A 16,788-nucleotide genomic window follows, 5' to 3' on the forward strand; every position below is an offset into this window, starting at 1 on the left:
TCTAGAGTCACAACCTCACTCTGACATTTTCTGCTACTAATCCAGCAGTAGGCCAAGAGATCTTTTCCATGCGCGACTCGAGGGAGTGATCTCATGGCTGTAATGGACCCTCGTAAGATCGCAGCATGAAAGGCTTCCATTGTATAGCAAAATGGACAAATACTCATCGCATCCTCCACTACGATCAGTGGTCATCGGATAACCATCGCTTGAACACCACGCTGACGTTGACGCCTCCAAATCCAAACCCATTTGACAAGGCGTAATCCGTGGTGATGCTGCGGGCGGCCTTACCTACGATATCCAGTCCTTCAGCCATAGGATCCACATGGTCTAAATTCAGCGTGGGTGGCGCGATCCCATCGCGCAGGGCCAACACGGTGAAGAGTGCTTCAATACCTCCAGCTGCTCCAAACATGTGACCGGTCGCCGACTTGGTGGCACTGATCGCCAGTTGCGCGCCACGGCCGAACACCGCTTTTATCGCGGCCAACTCACTCTTGTCTCCCACCTGTGTCGAAGTTGCATGAGCATTGAGATGACCAATCTGAGAGGGAGAAATCCCAGCTTGGCCGATTGCCGCAAGCATTGCCCTCTGTGCGCCAGAACCATCAGAAGGGCCCGCCGTCAGATGATAGGCGTCGGCGCTAGCGCCATAACCTACTAACTCCGCAATAGGTTTTGCACCGCGAGCCAAGGCGTGCTCCAACGACTCCAAGACCAAGATGCCTGCGCCCTCGGCAATCACAAAGCCGTCTCGATTGACATCAAACGGCCGCGATGCTTTTTCTGGTGTGTCGTTGAAATTCGAGGAAAGCGCCCGGGCTGCGGCAAATGCGCCCATGCTTACTCGGTCGATGGCTGCTTCGGCGCCGCCGCAAATAGCCACATCGGCCTCACCTGCACGAATGAGTCTTGCGGCATCAGCTATCGCCTGTGCGCCAGCGGCACAGGCTGTCGCGGGAGCACTGATAGGCCCTTTGAATCCATAGCGGATACTGACCCAGCCAGCAGCAAGGTTGGCAAGGAAAGAAGGAGCAGTAAAAGGAGAAAGCCGCCGCGTACCTTGTGCGTCTGTCGTCCTGACTGCGGCAATGATGGTGGGAAACCCGCCAAGACCGGTAGCAATGACCGTTGCCGTACGTTCGCGAGAAGCCTCATCCTGAGGAATCCATCCAGCCTGCAGGACTGCCTCATCCGTGGCGGCCAGTGCAAACTGGATGAATCGGTCCATCTTCTTCTGATCCTTGACGTCTACAGTTCGATTAACATCAAACCCTATCGGCTCATCCACCTCGGGAACCAACCCCGCGACCTGGGACGCTACATCAGGCGCAAATCCGGGGGCTAGACGACGTAAACCCGAATGCCCGTCGATCAGACGAGACCAAACTGCTTCAACCCCACAACCGAGCGGGGACACAGCGCCTAGCCCTGTAACAACAATGCGCATACACAACTCCTTTCTTAAAATAAAACTAACCAAAGCAATAGCACAATAAACAAGGCTTTAACTTGCGTAAAAAACCGAATAGCCAATATATCAATATTATCTTCTACCGCACTAAAGACTAATTAAATATCAATAACTGCGGTCGACTTCGAATCCATGACTGCTCGAATACCCTCTTCAAACACCTCTACGGATCGACTACCGGTAATTATATAATAATCATTAATGATAACTGTCGGCACCGCATGAACACCTTGGCGGCGCCACTGAGATTCCAGCGACCTGACTTCACTGCTATAAGCTTGCGAACTCAATACCTGTCTGGCCTCAATCACTTCTAACTGCGCGATCTCAGCACAAGCTAGCAAAACACCGTGATCGCCCGGGTTTTTATTCTCGGAAAAATGTGCATTGAAAAGCGCATGCTTTAACTCGACTTGCTTACCTTTTACTCCAGCCCAACACAATAATCTGTGCGCATCGAAGGTGTTATATATACGACTTCTACTGTCAATATTGAAGTCAAAACCAACACGTGTGCCTTGCTCAAGCGTGCCTGCAAAATACTGTGCGGCACCCCGACCACCGTACTTATAAGTTAAATGTTCGGTAAGATTTTCACCCTTTATAGACATTTTTGGATTTAACTCAAACGGTTGAAAATGAATTTCAGCGGTTACGTCGTGCCCAACATTTCTTAACGCTATTTCCAGCGTTTGCAAAGCGACGGCACACCAACCACAAGAAACATCAGAGACAAAGTCAATTTTCAGATTTTTTTTCATTCTGTTTCCTATAGCATTTTGCTAACGGCTGCCCGAGTTTCAACTCCATTTTTTAAAAATAACGCTGGCATTTACGCCGCCAAAACCAAAACCGTTTGACATCGCGTAATTCGTTGATAACGACCGGGCAAGGTGGCCGATAATGTCGAGGCCTTCAGCCATCGAATCGACGGTACCCAGGTTTCGGGTCGGAGGTGCCATTGCATCACGAAGAGCCAATACAGTAAAAATCGCTTCAATGCCTCCTGCAGCCCCTAGCATGTGGCCCGTTGCAGATTTGGTTGCGCTGATTGCCAAGCGAGGGCTTTCGCCGAAAACCGATTTGATCGCGGCTAACTCGCTTCGATCCCCGATTTGGGTTGAGGTCGCATGAGCGTTCAAATGGCCGATTGCATCAGCCGAAATCCCCGCTTGGGCTATCGCAGCCATCATCGCGCGGCTGGCCCCGGATCCATCTTCTGGTCCTGAGGTCAAATGATAAGCATCGGCACTGGTTCCATAACCGACCAATTCCGAGATGGGTACCGCGCCACGGGCGAGCGCATGCTGGAGTGATTCAATAACCAACATCCCTGCACCTTCCGCCATGACAAAACCATCTCGATCAATGTCGAAAGGACGAGATGCCAAATCAGGCGTTTCGTTGAATCGAGAGGATAAAGCCCTGGCAGCGCCAAACGCTCCCATGCTGACCCTGTTGATGGACGCTTCTGCTCCGCCGCAAATCGCTATATCAGCCTCACCAGAACGAATCAAGCGTGCTGCGTCGCCTATCGCCTGGGCACCTGCAGCGCACGCGGTGACTGGCGCTCCGATAGGCCCCTTGAGACTATTGAGGATGCTCACCCAACCTGCCGCAAGGTTCGCGAGGAAGGCTGGTACAATGAACGGCGACAAGCGACGAGGGCCACGCCCATCGGTAATTCGCACTGACTCGGTGATAGCGTGAAACCCACCAATGCCGGTCGCGATTACCGTAGCCGTACGTTGTTGTTCTGCCTCAGTTTTAGGAGCCCAACCTGCTTGCGCCAATGCCTGAGCGGCGGCAGCAATTGCGAACTGGATAAATCGATCCATCTTTTTCTGGTTTTGCGGTTCGATTACACCATCAGGATTAAATCCCCCAACCTCAGTTGAATCCCGCACCAGCCCTGCCACCTGCGAGACAACCCCTGGGGCAAAGTCGGGCTTGAGGCGTTGTACACCGGACCGTCCGTTGAGGAGATTTTCCCAGACAGTTTCAACGTCGCAGCCTAATGGGGACACTACCCCTAATCCAGTGACAACAATACGCATAGAAGCACCTCAATTGTACGTTTGACAGTTAAATTAATTAGCAATATGACTTTTAGGGTCACCTTGTATAATTGATTAAAGGACGTATCCGCCGACCGTTCGCCTTTAGGATCAGATCTAGGATCTAACGCTGCCCGCACATCTCCACATATGTTGAACTTTATTCATCGGGCGGCAGCAATGGGCTTGCAGGCACGTCTTTTATGTTGATTACCTCTTTAGATTTTTGTCGAGGCTCGCGAGATGGTAAAGGCTCAGCCTTTCTCTCAGGCAATCCGCAAAAGCCATCTGCGCAATTACCTGCCTCTTTTTCCCACTGAGTTAAACCAATGCTGGAATCGTCGATCATAATTCTTTGCCCCTTTGCTGAATACAAGAATAATAAGTACCCGATTCACTAAGGCTCCGGATTGAGTGCCTTGCGAAGAAATTGTTCGAAGGCGGCAACTGACCGACTTCCCGAAATCATGTACTGGTCGTTGATTACAATTGTTGGCACTGCATGAACCCCCATGATCTCCACGTTTGCCTCAAGCTCCCGTACCTCATCTCCGAATTCGTTAGAGGCAAGTACTCTTCCGGCTTCTGTAACATCAAGCTGGGCAACTGCTACACACGCCAGTAGCACGTCGTGGTCACTAGGGTCTCTATTTTGGGTAAAGTGGGCCTCGAAAAAAGCATGGCTGAGCTCTGTCTGATTTCCTGTCAGGCTGGCCCAGTGCAGCAAACGGTGAGCGTCAAAAGTGTTGTATATGCGGCTATCCTCATTAAGATTGAATTCAAAGCCCACTGCGGCACCATTCGCACGAGTAGCAGAAAAGTACTGCTCCGCTGCGCTGGGACCGTATTTGTGATTGAGGTGATCGATGAGATTTTCTCCGCCTGCTGGCATCTTAGGATTCAGCTCGAAAGGCTGAAAATGAAACTCTGCAAGCGCCTCTGATCCGATATTTCGGATGGCTTCCTCAACGGCACGCAGACCAACAGCGCACCACCCGCAGGAAATGTCGGATATAAAATCAATCTTAAGTGGCTTGGCCATACTCGTTACTCCAATCTGTAGAGCTGTGATTTACGGATCAATCGATCCATAATTGAATAAAAAATTTTGAGCTTTCTTAGTACACCTGAAAAATAATGTTCAGCCGCTCCGTACCAATGCCATCATGGCATCTATGGCCTTCTTTAGAGACTCATAAGAAGCACCATCACGCGCCTGCGTAGTAAGGCCGAAGAGAAAAACGCAAAAAATCTCAGAAAGAATTTCAATACTAACCAACGCACTTACCTCTCCCTCAAGGCGCGCTCGAAGCAGACAAGCATTAATACCCTCGCGAATACGTCTGCGCGCCTTGCTGAGCAACGTTTGTAGATGCTCATTTTCCGCCGACGTTGTGGTCGATATGACGAGCAGACAACCCAGGGGGTGCGCCTTGTCAGTTTGCATACGTGCCGATTCTGTTAACGCTTGCTCAAGCGCCTTGCTGGGGGATATAGAACTGTTCCAAAGTGGCGAGGTCGCCCTGCCGTAGCTGTCAACGTAACGGGTGATGGCCTCTCTGAATAAACCTTCCTTCGAACCAAAAGCCGCGTAGAAACTAGCCGCAGATATACCCAGTTCTTCCTTCAACTGACTCAGTGAAGTCGAATCAAAGCCGTGCCGCCAAAACAGCAACACTGCTTTATCGACAGCCAAGTCACGGTCAAAAGCGCGAGGGCGGCCCATCTGCGTCATGAGTGGTTTCCTTCATTGATCGACTTCCAGTCTGATCGTTCCAGAACTCCGCGTCAACCAGCGAATCGGTGTAGCTCCAAACCCGATAGACCGGACGAGCTTTCGAATCACAACGCCCATGACTAGACGTGATTGATAGTGGCTATTGAACCGTGAGAAACGCAGCTAAGGGCAGCGGCCATAGATCACCAGGGCCGCCATCTCAGCGAAGGTCGGTTGTTCGTGCCCTCGCATTGCAGCACTGAGCCAGCCCTCCCGATTCGTCGATGCCACATATTCAGTTGACCACTGATTCCGCCAGATTTGATTTCGCCGGAAGACTCATCGGGCTTAACGTCTCTCTACCCAACAGTACGTCCGCCAGCTTCTCTGCGAGCATGATCGTGGCCGCATTTATGTTCGCACTGGGCACCGATGGCATGATGGACGCATCAATCACTCGCAGATTGCGTGCGCCATAAACTCGAGCATCCGGGTCGACCACCGCCATCGCATCCTGTCGCACTCCCATCTTGCAGGTCCCGCAGGGATGATATGCACTCGTAGCGTCTTCACGGATAAAGTCATCCAATACTTTGTCATCGTCGATATCAATTCCCGGCGTGTGCTCCTTGAAATGGAAATCCTTGAACGCAGACTGCCTTGAGACCTTGATACCCATACGCATTGCTTGACGCATGACTTTCCAGTCATCTTCCTCTGCCATATAGTTCGGATTGATCAGTAATGGATCGTCCGGGTCTTTGCTTTGCAGACGCACGTCGCCGCGACTCATAGGACGCATCGGGCCGACACCTATGCGGTAACCATAGGTGGTTGGCGTCGGGATCCAGTTCTTGTCGAAAAACACTGGAAAGAAATGAAACTGTATGTCCGGGTGTGGCATATCTTCATCGCTATAAATGAAGGCGCCCACGTGGCACTGGTTGACTGAACCCACACCCTTTTTAAGCAAAAACCATTCGATACCTGCCTTAAGCATCCAGTGTGGCTGCAGCTCTTTATTCAAGGATACAGGCTGTCTGGTCTCGATCTGGATATGGCATTCGAGGTGATCCTGAAGGTTTTGGCCAACCCCAGGCAGATCAACGTGGCACTTGATATCCAGTTGATTGAGGTGCTGGCGCGGGCCGATACCGGACAGCATCAATAACTGCGGCGAACCAAATACGCCACAACAGACGATGGTCTCGATCCGCGAGAGGACATTGATCTCACGCCCTTGATAACGGACCTTGAATCCAACAGCTCGAGTGCCCTCCAGATTAATCTTCAGAATCTTGCAGCCGCTCCACACCGTCATCCTTTCAATGGCTTTGTCACGATGAAGATAGCCGTACGCCGCACTATTGCGCACACCATTTTCGACACTCATCTCGAACCGTGATACGCCTTCCTGCTGATAGCCATTCACATCATCGGTCATCGGCAATCCGGCCTGCATCGCCGCATTCAAGAAAGCATTGTTCAGTGGGCTGAGCTGCTCCTGACGCTGGACATGAATTGGCCCGTCGTGCCCACGATACAGCCCGCGAATACTACTGCTTTCTACTTTCCGAAAATACGGAAGGCAGTCTTTCCATGCCCAGCCGTCTGCGCCCTCATTTGCCCAGCGGTCGTAATCCAGGGAGTGGCCCCGTAGCCAGGTCATGCCGTTAATCGATGAAGATCCACCCAGAACCCTGCCGCGAGGCTGCTGGATCGTACGTGAGTTGAGATGCACCTGCGGCGTCGTTTCAAACCGGTAGTTGTATTTGGACGACGGTTTGAAAATCGAGCGTAATCCTGCAGGCATGCGAATGACCCAAGATCTGTCATCAGGCCCCGCTTCAAGCAGAAGGACGCGATGGCCAGCATCGGTGAGCCGTCTGGCAATCACACAACCCGCCGATCCGGCTCCACCGATGATGTAATCGAACTCAAGATTATTGATCATGGGATTGGTCCTGTGGCGATGACAGCAAAGCGCGCCGCTCCGCGATTTCAAAGGAATCGTGGTAGCAGTAACGGTTTTCCATCGGCTCGCTGATGTGCCAGCGGCAAGAAATGCCGGGGCGTATTGTCACAAAATCACCCGGCAACACATCCACTCTGTCTCCGCTGCTGAGCTCGATCAGGGCGCAACCTGCCAGAACCAGAAAGGACACTTCTTTGTCGTATTCGTGGCTGTAGATGGCATCGGCGCATTGCCAGACAGCCCAAGCCACAGTTTTACGCCGGGTATCCGAAGTAGCTAAATGTCGGGACAGGAGGGTGGTTTTCAACGCTCGTCGGTCTGCAGGCATGAGAGTAACCATTAAGTTGAAGAGTGATAAACAGCGCAACGGAGATCAGAGGTAGTGTTCTTCGAATGCGAGGTTCGAAAGTGGCACGGGGCCCTGCTCTGTGATCAGGATTGGTTGCTCAAGCTTAACGCCCTCCTCTGCACCAACCTTGCCGATATAGCTTTCAACGCAAACCGTCATGCCGGCTTCAAAACGACCGTTGTATTGCCAGGTCGCAGCATCATCCGGGTAATACACGACTGGGAACTCCACGCCAAAGCCAATGCCATGGACCATCTCAGCGTAGCGATTGGGCAGGTAGATATCATGCATCTTCCAGGACTTGTCGATGAAATCGGAAAACTCAAGTCCTGGTTTGAGCAAGCCAATGTTGTGCATCAGCTGTTCATGTGCCTGAGAATAAAGATGGCGCTGCCTGTCAGTGGCGTGCCCATCCCCTATGACAAATGAGCGCGTCTGATCAGTGAAGATACCGTCAGGCCCGATGAGGTCGCTGTCAAACACCAGCATTTCACCGGCCGTAACAACTTTGTCGGAGGTTTCCGTAAACCAAGGATTAGTGTGTTGGCCGGATACCAGAAGTCGGGTTTCCTGGTATTCGCCACCATGTTCGATATTGAACTGGTTCACCAGAGACAGCAGATAATTCTCGGTGACGCCCGGAACAGCATGTTCACGCATGAAGGTGATGGCGTCACTGCATACTGACATCGATCGCTTGATGACCTCGACTTCATAAGGCGACTTAATCGACTTGGCAATTTCCAGCGGCGCCTTCGCATCTCTGACCTCCACACCGAGTCTCTCAAGGGCTCGCGAAGGCAGCATATCCGCACGGTCAATACCCAGCACTGCGCCAGAACCGCAGGTCTCATAAAGCAAATCAGTCACTTCATTCGCCCAGGCACCTGCATGCTCGAAAGACCGCTCGCCGGAGCCGAAGTAGTCCCAGGATCTAGCCGGGCGTGTTTCACTAATGGTTTCCAGATTATCCGATAGGTGCATGGCGCCTCCGTAGTCGAACAGCACCACCGGGCCGACCACAGGCACAAATACGTATCGGGAAAAATGATGCGCGGTCCAGACCTGCATATTGCGGCACCCGGTCGCGTAACGCAGGTTGAGGGGATCGAACAGAATCGCCGCGTCCATACCGTGGCGAGCAAGCATTTGCCGGGTCCGGTCCAAACGGTACGCACGCACGGTGACTTCTTTGGGATTGATCAAGGAAAGGTTCATTGCCGTTCTCCGTAGGCTTTATAAAACCATAACGGCTGCGTATCATTCACTCAATCGAAACCATTTAAACAAGTACTTCAAGGAAGTTGAATGATGAACACAGCGCTGGACCTTGAGCTGATCAAAACATTTCTCACGGTAGTGACCACGGGTTGCCAGAAAACAGCAGCAGCGCAGCTACACAAATCGCCTTCAGCAATCAGCATGCAGCTCAAGCGTTTGGAGGAGGTTCTGGGACGCAGGATTCTGGAGCGTAACAATCAAGGGATCACTCTGACCGATGCCGGAAGAACCGTCCGTGCGCATGGCGAATCGCTTCTGCGCACGAACAACCTGCTTCTTGCCGATCTGCGCCGCGACGAAATGAGTGGTGTAGTGAGCTTCGGTGCGCCTGCTGACTACGGACCGGCACTGATTCACAAACTCCTGCCGCTACTGAACAATGAGTTTCCGCTCATTGACCCCAAAGTGGTTCTCGAACCCAGTCGTCTTTTGCGAGGACGGGTCAAAGCAGGTGACATGGACATCGCCATTGTCGCCTGCGAGATCAACAAAGGATCCAATGACGTATTATGGACAGAAAGTGTCGGCTGGTTCGGCAAACCAAAAGTTGATAACGACATTGAGAGAATCGCACTGCTTTCCACTGATTGCATCTTGCGAGATATGACCCTCGCCACCCTCAACTCATTGGAAACACAACACACAACCGTTTTTGAATCCACCAGCATCAGCACCTTAACTGACGCAGTATGTGCAGGATTCGGTTCAGCCCTACTCCCAGTTTCCCTCGTGACCGAGAAGCAAGAGTTGGGGCGGCTGATGCGTCAGGACTTACCGTCGTCACAAGTCATGCAATTCGAGATAATCACCTCATCAGCCATCAGGTCGAAGGATGCCGAACGCTTGAGGCTAAGACTTGCCGAAGCATGGTGGTCGGTAACATAAGCTCGAGTATCGCCGCTTGCAATTCTAGGCATGCTCCGATCAACCTGCCGCGCGTCAGCGGCAAGTCGAAATGAGCATGGCGGGCGGCTAAAGACTACAGCCTCTCGAATTCATTTCGAAAGTAGATTGGCTGAAGAAGTTGTAGGCGGTCTCATCTTTGCGAGTGGGAATCGCCAGCAGATTATGTTTAAAACTTATCCGTATGACCAAGCGAGACTTTTTTTGCGAGCCTTATCGGCCGATGTCCGGAACCCCAAGGACCAGTAATAATCTGCGATTGCTGATTTATATTGATCCTAAAGGTATGTGCATATTTTTTGAGCTCCGGCGCTTCGAAAAACGACGGATTAACCTTAATGCTCAGCGCCAGCTACCTTCATTCGTTTTACGTTTAGCCTAAGCTGGCCGAGGTCAGCAGCACCTCAGCCAACACCTGATGCGCCTTGCTCACATCATCCTCCGACTCCACCAAATCCCGCGCCAACGCCCTCTTCCCCTCCAACATCCCCCAAAGCTGCTGATCGATACTATTCTCGACCATCAAAATCTTCACCAGCACCAACCGCAACTGCCCATTCCGATATGCCCGGTCCTCGGCCTGATCCTGTTGCGCAGGCGTCCACGGCTGGCTGGCGAACATCACGTAGTTGGCTGCGGTGAGGTTATTGCCGGTACCGGCTGCCGAGGTGGTGCCGATAAATACCCGGGTGTCGGGGTCGTTCTGGAAGCGGTCGATGGCTTTCTGGCGTTTGGTTACCGAGTCGCTGCCGATCAGGGTGACGCTGGCTACGCCCAGAGCCTCGCATTCGCTTTTCAGGGTGGCGACGCTGTCTTTGAATTCGCAGAAGACGATGACCTTGTCCTCGACATCCAGCTCCTGGATCAGGGCGATGATTGTCGCGAGTTTGAACCCTTCCAAGAGGACCCGCAGTTTGCCGATGCGGGCCAGTACAGGTTCGGAACCATGGAAGATGGCGTCGTATTGCGTGCGCTGGGCGTCGGTCAGGGCCAGGGTGAGTTGCTGACGTTGTTTGCCCTTGAGCTGGGGCAATACGTCCTTGCGTCGGCGTAGCATCCAGTCTGAGAGTTGCCCGCGCAATGCATGGCGGAACTCCGTGCTGCCGGTGAATTCCTTGCAGAAGGCTTTGAGCGGCATCTGCCCGATGTTATGGCCGGAGAGGCGTAACAGAGTGTGCAGTTCGGTTTCGCGGTTGAGCACCGGGGTGCCGGTCAGCAGATAGCGATACGGGACCTGGGCGGCGATGTCGAAGGCGTGACGGGTCCAGAGTGCGGTGGGTTCTTTCAGGCGGTGGGCTTCGTCGATGAGGAGCACTGCGTAGCGGCCGGCGTCCTGGACGAAATCCGCCAGTCGCTCGTAATTGACCAGTACCCAATCGGCCTCGGAATCCGCTTGTTGGCGGGAAACTTTCGCGTCGGGCAAAACGGCGAGAATCTCCCGCTCCCAGTTGATGATCAAGCTCACCAGGCAAACGATCATGATCGGCCTTCCAGCCGCCTGCAGGTACGCGGCAACGATCGCCTGGCGGGTTTTTCCCAGGCCCATGTCATCGGCCAGCAACGCGCTATTGCGCAATAACAGATGGCGCACGCCGTAGTGTTGGTAATCGTATAGCGAGAAATCTTGCAGGGCCTGGGCGATGCTTTGTTCAGTCCAGGCGGTGCGCTGAATTTCGCCAATGCTGGCGAGAAAGATGTCCTTGGAGTTCTCATCCTCTGGCTGTTGCGCGCCGGCTTCGGGATAGTCGCCGCCCAGATGGATGCCATCGCTGTTTTTGACTGGCGCGAGCGAACCGTCGCTATGCAACTGTTGCAGCGTCATCAGGGTTTCAATCTGATCATCGGCAAAGCCCAACTCGTCAATGAGGTTGAGCTTCACCACCTCGGCAGTGCCAGACAGCTGCCATGCACGCATCTGCGACAGGTAACGACCGTGCATGCGTTTACAGACTGCGACTACGCCCGGGTGATAGTCACCGCTGACCAGCACGCCCCCGTCCACCAACGGCGCCAACCGAAGGCGCATGCCCCAGATGAAAGCATCCCGCTGGCAGTGACTACGGGCCTCATCCAGCTTCGTCAAAAAGCTCTCAGGCGTCTCGGCGAAGCGGATGGTGGTCAGCGCTGTCAGTTCGTTGAAGAGCCCGTCAGGGTCGCTATGCATACGGCCTTTTGGGATGCGCCAGGCCTTGTGCTGAGGATGTTCGGCGCGGCGCATGAAATAGCCCTGACGCTGCAGTAGCACGCGATTGGCGCCTTCGATGAAGGTCAATAACAGACCGTAGTCATAGCCGTCTTAGACCACTCGCTTAAGCAACGGGGGGCGTCGTAGTTTCATGGGTAAGGTTTCATGGAATGAATTGATGGCGGGTGAAGAGCAGCGGCCAAGAGTCCGCATTCGCGATAGGTATGACGGGTAACGCGATTTGTCAGCGAGCGTGGTTTGCTCGGGTGAGAGGTGATTCCACTGGAATCATAATGCCTGAACGCCACTATGATTCCAGTGGAATCACCCTTGCTTGCCCTGCCCTGAAAAAGTTTCGCGGCACCTGAAACTCGCCGAGCGCGAAGCTTCAATTCCATCGGAAGCTCCACGCTCGGGGCGATTTTTATGCCAGTTTCAAGACTCCGGCTCAGCAGCCGCATGCTCTGGTGCAGCGAGTACGATGCTCTCGACCCGATGCGGCAAGACGCCGATACGGCTGGCCTGAACCTTCATGGCGCTGTTTTCGTCGCCTTCGTCGTCCTCCCACTTGTCCAGATGCATGCGGCCCTGCACCAGGACTCTGAGGCCCTTGGCATAGAGATGGGCGTAGCGCTCGGCATCTTTATGCCAGAGTTCGACATTGGCCCAGAAGCCTCCGCGATCCTCGTACTTGCCGTCACTGCGCGGGAAGGAGTTGTCGAAGTAGACGTTCAGGCGCAGCAGCCGCCGCGGCTCTTCGTTGCCGTTGGGAAACTCCTTGAACTCGGGTTTGCTGCCGATGTTGCCTTCACCCCAAAAAGTCGTGGCCATGGTCAGGCCTCCTTGGTCTGGTTGCTGTTGATGAGATTGATACGGTGGTGATAGATGGCTTCTGCCTGGGCCATTTTTTCGGTGCATTCCGCAGCCTGGCGGCAGATGGTGTGGGTCAGGCTGATCTGCATGTTCAGCGTGATGCGTTGCAGCTCCAACTGGTACAGGTCAGCGATCAGGTTGGCGGGTGTGCGCGGGTCGTCGAGGAGTTCGTCCCAAAGCCGGACGCCCATCTTGCTGCGGTCTGTTCTGCTCCAGCGCAGGAAGACCGTGCCTGCACCAGTCGATTGCCGGGTCATGCGGATTGGCAACAAGCTGAATGGATAACGTTGTGCCTGGAGCAGCACTTCGTCGTTGGCGAGCTGGATCAGGCCTTCCATCAACTGCCGACAAACACCCGCCCATTGGCTCAGCTCCCCCTTACCCTTAAAAGGTTTTAAAAGCCCTTTAAGGAAGGCTGCGTGTTCAAGGGTCGAGAAGGCGGCCTGTTGCAGGGGTCGGAAGGTGCCATGTTTTGGCGCAGACCCCTCGGCCCGGGAAGCTGTTCCAACAGGATTATCGAATGAGGCCATGGATCAGGACTCATGCCCGACTGCGCCATCATCCACGGACTCTGGCAAAGGATCTGGGGCAGCTATTGATTCTGGGGATTGTGGGGCATCGACCTTCGGTGTCTGGCGAACAATGGGCGGCGCAAACTCTGAACGGCGGGTGCCTTCAAGCACGTCCTGAGGCAACTCACCGAACTTCTCCAGGGCTTCACGCGCACAGGCATTCTGCGCTGCAAAATCGTCACGGGTCGCGCCAGAGAAGCGGTACTGCTGGGCCAGGCCAAACAGGCTGCGCAGCACATGAGCGCCCTCATTCATCCAGCGCTCCATATCACGCCGACCAATCAGCGCAGTGTGATGGGCCAGCAACAGGCGTCGGGCGAGGTTGTCGAACTGGGTCAGCAGATACACCGCCATAAAGCCCAGTTGCGCACTGATGAACAGTGGCAGCGTAACCGGCTGGACATTGAGGTTGTCGCCAATACTCAACGCGGGTGGCAGGTCAGCCATCAACTGATCCAGTTGCTCCTCGATGGTGGTGAGCGTGGCCTTGGATGTCGCGAGCTTTTCCTCGATACGGATCATCCACCAATCCGAATAGGGATCGTCCTGCTCTGCGCCGCGTTTCATCTTGTTCATGATGCCGACAAAGGCATTCAGGCCGATGATGCCGTTCTTGGTCTCGCTGGCCATTCGACCATGCCAGACACGGGCGGCATGATGGGTATGCAGGGTGAGCTTCATGCTGCTGCGCAAGGCGCCCAGGTTGAGCTGAATGGATTCGGACACGTCTGACCTCCCGTATTGCAATGAGGTGGTCAGTGTTGCGAGAAGCAAGAAGGCTGTCAGTCCGGAAACTGGAATCGGGGGTGAGGGTTTAATGCTTGCTCGGGTGTGATTCCAGTGGAATCACGGTGGCATTTCGGCAGCATGATTCCAGTGGAATCACCGTTGATGGTGGGACGATGAGTAACGACTATTCAATGTCTCATAACTATATCGGCGTACTCGGATCGTCCGTGCCATCGCTCCTGATACGGCCGCGCGGGGTGTGATTGCAATGGGAAATGCCATTTTAACTGCAGCAATACAGCGAAGGACAGAATGTCCTCCGCTGATGTTTCTACCAATTACTTACGAGGCTTTCCCGCGTCGCTGCGCTTATCACGAATTTGCCCATCCTGATTTCGTGACCGGGGTTGTTCCCCACCACCTTTTTTTGGAACGTTCACATCTTTGTTGATTGGACGTCGGTCAGTCATAACTTAACTCCTTCCATTCATCATGAATTTCAAACGTGTACCTGATGGTCGCCAGACTCAGCGAGAAAACCGAATAAAACACTATATCTAGTGTTATTTTTCGATCTAACCACAAGATATACCTTTGACATGACTTTCTCAAGCAACGAATGACCGACTGGGCTGATGCGGGTCAATGAACCGGATCCGGAAAAATCCGGGGGTACATAGCCGTTTGAAAAGTTCGAATTAGACCTTAGCTCGCTGTCAGGTGATTCCACTGGAATCAACCTCCCCTCCGTCCACCGCATACTCAGCCACCGGGCTTACTGCCTCTCTCGACGGCCGCCCGCGCACCATCTGCATCATCTCAGTCATTTTCTGTTTGGCCAGGGCACGGCTTTCCTCGCTCGGGCAATGGGGCTGATGAACCGGTGCTTCGGCCTTGACGGCATGCGTCGGCGTAGTTGCCGGCATAGGCGCCGGGCGATCAGGGAGCTGCCGGGGTCGCTGATTGAATTCGCCATTACGGGCTTTTTCGATCATCCCGAGCAGGTAGCCAAACGGATTGCGCAGGCTGCTGTGGGGTTTTGACGCCCACTGGCTGAGTACGTCCCGGCGCAATTGCTCAGGCAATGGGATCAAGGCCTGGATCGCCTTGAGTCGCTGGTCTGGCGGCAACTCCAGGAAAGGCGATGGATAGCCATCGTCCTGGCTCGCGTGTGCGCGCGGTACAACGCTTTTACATACATCTGTATTTGTATTTGTACATGTACTAGATGAGTTCGGATTCCGAACTGGGCTGGAAGTCCCCTGTTTTCGGCTGCGTTCGGATTCCGAACTGGGCGACGCGCCATTCCGAACTGGGTTTTTTTCACTGAGTTCGGATTGGTGTTTACTGAGTTCGGAGTTTCTCGAGCTGAGTTCGGATTGGTGCTCAGTTGTTCTTTCAGGCTTGGCGGTGGCCCAGGACTGTCTGGCCATGCGCTGCTGGAGGACATCCAGGCGGGTGGGTACGGTGTGGTGACACACGTGAGGATCCTGGCTGAATTCCTCCAGGGTATGGGCTGCGACCTCACGAATAGACTTATTGGCATGTTGCTGTGCGTTGCCCAGCAGCTCCAGGTAATTGCGATCGAGCAGCATGGCTTCAGGGATGCTGACTGGCTCATCGTGCAGCAGGTAGATATTGCCCTTCATCTGCCCGGTCTTTTCGTCACGCACCTGCCCCGCGAGGCTGAGCCAGCGGGTCAGCCGCAGGGTGGTGAGGGCCTTGGCCACAGTTTCCCGGGAGGCCACTTTAAAGGGAGACGACGCCAGATAGGGTTGCAGCTGTTCATAGGTTGGGAACGACGTCAGGCCGTCGTCATTGAGCAACAGGCGGAACACTTGCCAGGCATTACGCTCCAGAGGCGTCAGCCGGTTGTCGAGCAGCAGCCGTCGCGGCACGGCTTCGTGGGGGTTGCCGGTAAACAGGATGCCGGTGTTTTCGCTGCCGAGAATCGACGTCAGCGGCGCGGCGCCGGAACGTCCGGGTTGTCCTGTCCTGGACGAGGTCTGGCGTTGCGTAGCCAGACGCTCGGATGCAAAGTCGAGTAGCGTATTGAGTGCATCGACATTCCCCGGAGTGAACCGGCGCGACGTATTGGGCATTACAACAAATCCTGTTCAATCCAGCCTTGAATGGTGTTCCAGACCATGGTCAGGTTGAGTGACGGTAATCTCTGGCTCAGTTGGATCGCCACCTTTAATCGTGTTCTGACATCGCCAGTTTTAATGGGGTGGTCCTTGACCAGATTGGCCCAGGCGTTCCACAACTCGCGCTCCTGGGCCTGGCTGATGGCTGGCCAGCGTCCTTTGCGATTGGGGATGCCAAGCATCGTGCGTCTCAGGGAAATCTCCTTATTAGTGAGGCCGAACACCTCATGAATCAGCGGCGAGCTGCCGCCCTGCTCTAATGCCGCGTCGATAAGCTGCTCGTCCTCCCTGTCTTTGGCCTGAGCCAGAAGCCGCTGCAGGACCACAGGGTCGACCACTACCTTGAACCAGGGCACCGGCGCGTTAACCAACACGCTCATGCACTGGGGTTCGATGAAATCCCTCAGATCCTGTTCGGCAAAGCCCATCGCCAGGCAGCTGCGAAGCTGCCCGTTACGGATGTCGTTGAGGATCTGCAGGGCGATAGCGAGATTCAGGGGATGAGACATGGCCATCTCCCCTG

General features: G+C 54.1%; 16 protein-coding genes. 1 reads left to right on the plus strand and 15 read right to left on the minus strand.

The features are described 5' to 3' along the window. Positions 1-184 precede the first annotated feature (184 nt). The 9 genes from fabF (M2401_RS19110) to M2401_RS19150 all read right to left on the minus strand — a co-directional run bounded on the left by fabF (M2401_RS19110) (position 185) and on the right by M2401_RS19150 (position 8,793). A complete protein-coding gene (fabF, locus tag M2401_RS19110) occupies positions 185-1,453 on the minus strand; it encodes a beta-ketoacyl-ACP synthase II (RefSeq protein WP_259105125.1) in 1,269 nt (422 codons plus the stop codon). Between the two features lie 122 nt (positions 1,454-1,575). Next, positions 1,576-2,238, minus strand: coding sequence for a DsbA family protein (locus M2401_RS19115; protein WP_259105126.1), 663 nt, complete (start codon positions 2,236-2,238; stop codon positions 1,576-1,578). 39 nt (positions 2,239-2,277) lie between these two features. Beyond that, positions 2,278-3,534: a beta-ketoacyl-ACP synthase II gene (fabF, locus tag M2401_RS19120; RefSeq protein ID WP_259105127.1), complete on the minus strand. Its 1,257-nt coding sequence runs from the start codon at positions 3,532-3,534 to the stop codon at positions 2,278-2,280. Between the two features lie 160 nt (positions 3,535-3,694). Next, positions 3,695-3,883, minus strand: a complete 189-nt coding sequence (locus tag M2401_RS19125) for a hypothetical protein (RefSeq protein ID WP_259105129.1) — start codon at positions 3,881-3,883, stop codon at positions 3,695-3,697. A 48-nt stretch (positions 3,884-3,931) separates the two neighbouring features. Then, positions 3,932-4,576, minus strand: a complete 645-nt coding sequence (locus M2401_RS19130) for a DsbA family protein (protein WP_259105130.1) — start codon at positions 4,574-4,576, stop codon at positions 3,932-3,934. A 99-nt stretch (positions 4,577-4,675) separates the two neighbouring features. Further along, positions 4,676-5,269, minus strand: coding sequence for a TetR/AcrR family transcriptional regulator (locus M2401_RS19135; RefSeq protein ID WP_259105131.1), 594 nt, complete (start codon positions 5,267-5,269; stop codon positions 4,676-4,678). A 277-nt stretch (positions 5,270-5,546) separates the two neighbouring features. Next, the gene (locus M2401_RS19140) at positions 5,547-7,205 is read right to left on the minus strand and encodes a choline dehydrogenase (RefSeq protein ID WP_259105133.1); all 1,659 of its coding nucleotides are present in this window, start codon (positions 7,203-7,205) and stop codon (positions 5,547-5,549) included. Beyond that, positions 7,195-7,554 carry a cupin domain-containing protein gene (locus M2401_RS19145; RefSeq protein WP_259105135.1) on the minus strand — a complete coding sequence of 120 codons (360 nt, stop codon included), beginning with the start codon at positions 7,552-7,554 and terminating at the stop codon, positions 7,195-7,197. The genes M2401_RS19140 and M2401_RS19145 overlap by 11 nt, the downstream gene beginning before the upstream one ends. A gap of 45 nt (positions 7,555-7,599) precedes the next feature. Continuing rightward, positions 7,600-8,793, minus strand: a complete 1,194-nt coding sequence (locus M2401_RS19150; RefSeq protein WP_259105136.1) for a Xaa-Pro peptidase family protein — start codon at positions 8,791-8,793, stop codon at positions 7,600-7,602. A gap of 93 nt (positions 8,794-8,886) precedes the next feature. Between M2401_RS19150 and M2401_RS19155 the strand changes: the two genes are divergently transcribed. Continuing rightward, entirely contained in the window at positions 8,887-9,741 is an 855-nt protein-coding gene (locus M2401_RS19155) for a LysR family transcriptional regulator (RefSeq protein ID WP_259105137.1), read from the plus strand. 391 nt (positions 9,742-10,132) lie between these two features. On the opposite strand, the gene M2401_RS19160 is transcribed toward M2401_RS19155, so the two are convergent. The 6 genes from M2401_RS19160 to M2401_RS19185 all read right to left on the minus strand — a co-directional run bounded on the left by M2401_RS19160 (position 10,133) and on the right by M2401_RS19185 (position 16,774). Further along, positions 10,133-12,037 carry a DEAD/DEAH box helicase gene (locus tag M2401_RS19160; protein WP_259105324.1) on the minus strand — a complete coding sequence of 635 codons (1,905 nt, stop codon included), beginning with the start codon at positions 12,035-12,037 and terminating at the stop codon, positions 10,133-10,135. A gap of 342 nt (positions 12,038-12,379) precedes the next feature. Then, positions 12,380-12,775 carry a single-stranded DNA-binding protein gene (locus M2401_RS19165; protein WP_259105139.1) on the minus strand — a complete coding sequence of 132 codons (396 nt, stop codon included), beginning with the start codon at positions 12,773-12,775 and terminating at the stop codon, positions 12,380-12,382. Between the two features lie 2 nt (positions 12,776-12,777). After that, on the minus strand, positions 12,778-13,347 hold the full coding sequence (locus tag M2401_RS19170; RefSeq protein ID WP_259105140.1) for a DUF3158 family protein: 570 nt from the start codon (positions 13,345-13,347) through the stop codon (positions 12,778-12,780). 3 nt (positions 13,348-13,350) lie between these two features. Beyond that, positions 13,351-14,070: a PFL_4669 family integrating conjugative element protein gene (locus M2401_RS19175; RefSeq protein ID WP_409033956.1), complete on the minus strand. Its 720-nt coding sequence runs from the start codon at positions 14,068-14,070 to the stop codon at positions 13,351-13,353. A gap of 764 nt (positions 14,071-14,834) precedes the next feature. Further along, on the minus strand, positions 14,835-16,220 hold the full coding sequence (locus M2401_RS19180) for an STY4528 family pathogenicity island replication protein (protein WP_259105143.1): 1,386 nt from the start codon (positions 16,218-16,220) through the stop codon (positions 14,835-14,837). After that, on the minus strand, positions 16,220-16,774 hold the full coding sequence (locus M2401_RS19185; protein ID WP_259105144.1) for a DUF2857 domain-containing protein: 555 nt from the start codon (positions 16,772-16,774) through the stop codon (positions 16,220-16,222). Before M2401_RS19185 ends, M2401_RS19180 begins: the two co-directional genes overlap by 1 nt. Between the last annotated feature and the right edge of the window lie 14 nt (positions 16,775-16,788).

This window comes from Pseudomonas sp. JUb42 (genome assembly GCF_024807945.1).
GTDB lineage: Bacteria > Pseudomonadota > Gammaproteobacteria > Pseudomonadales > Pseudomonadaceae > Aquipseudomonas.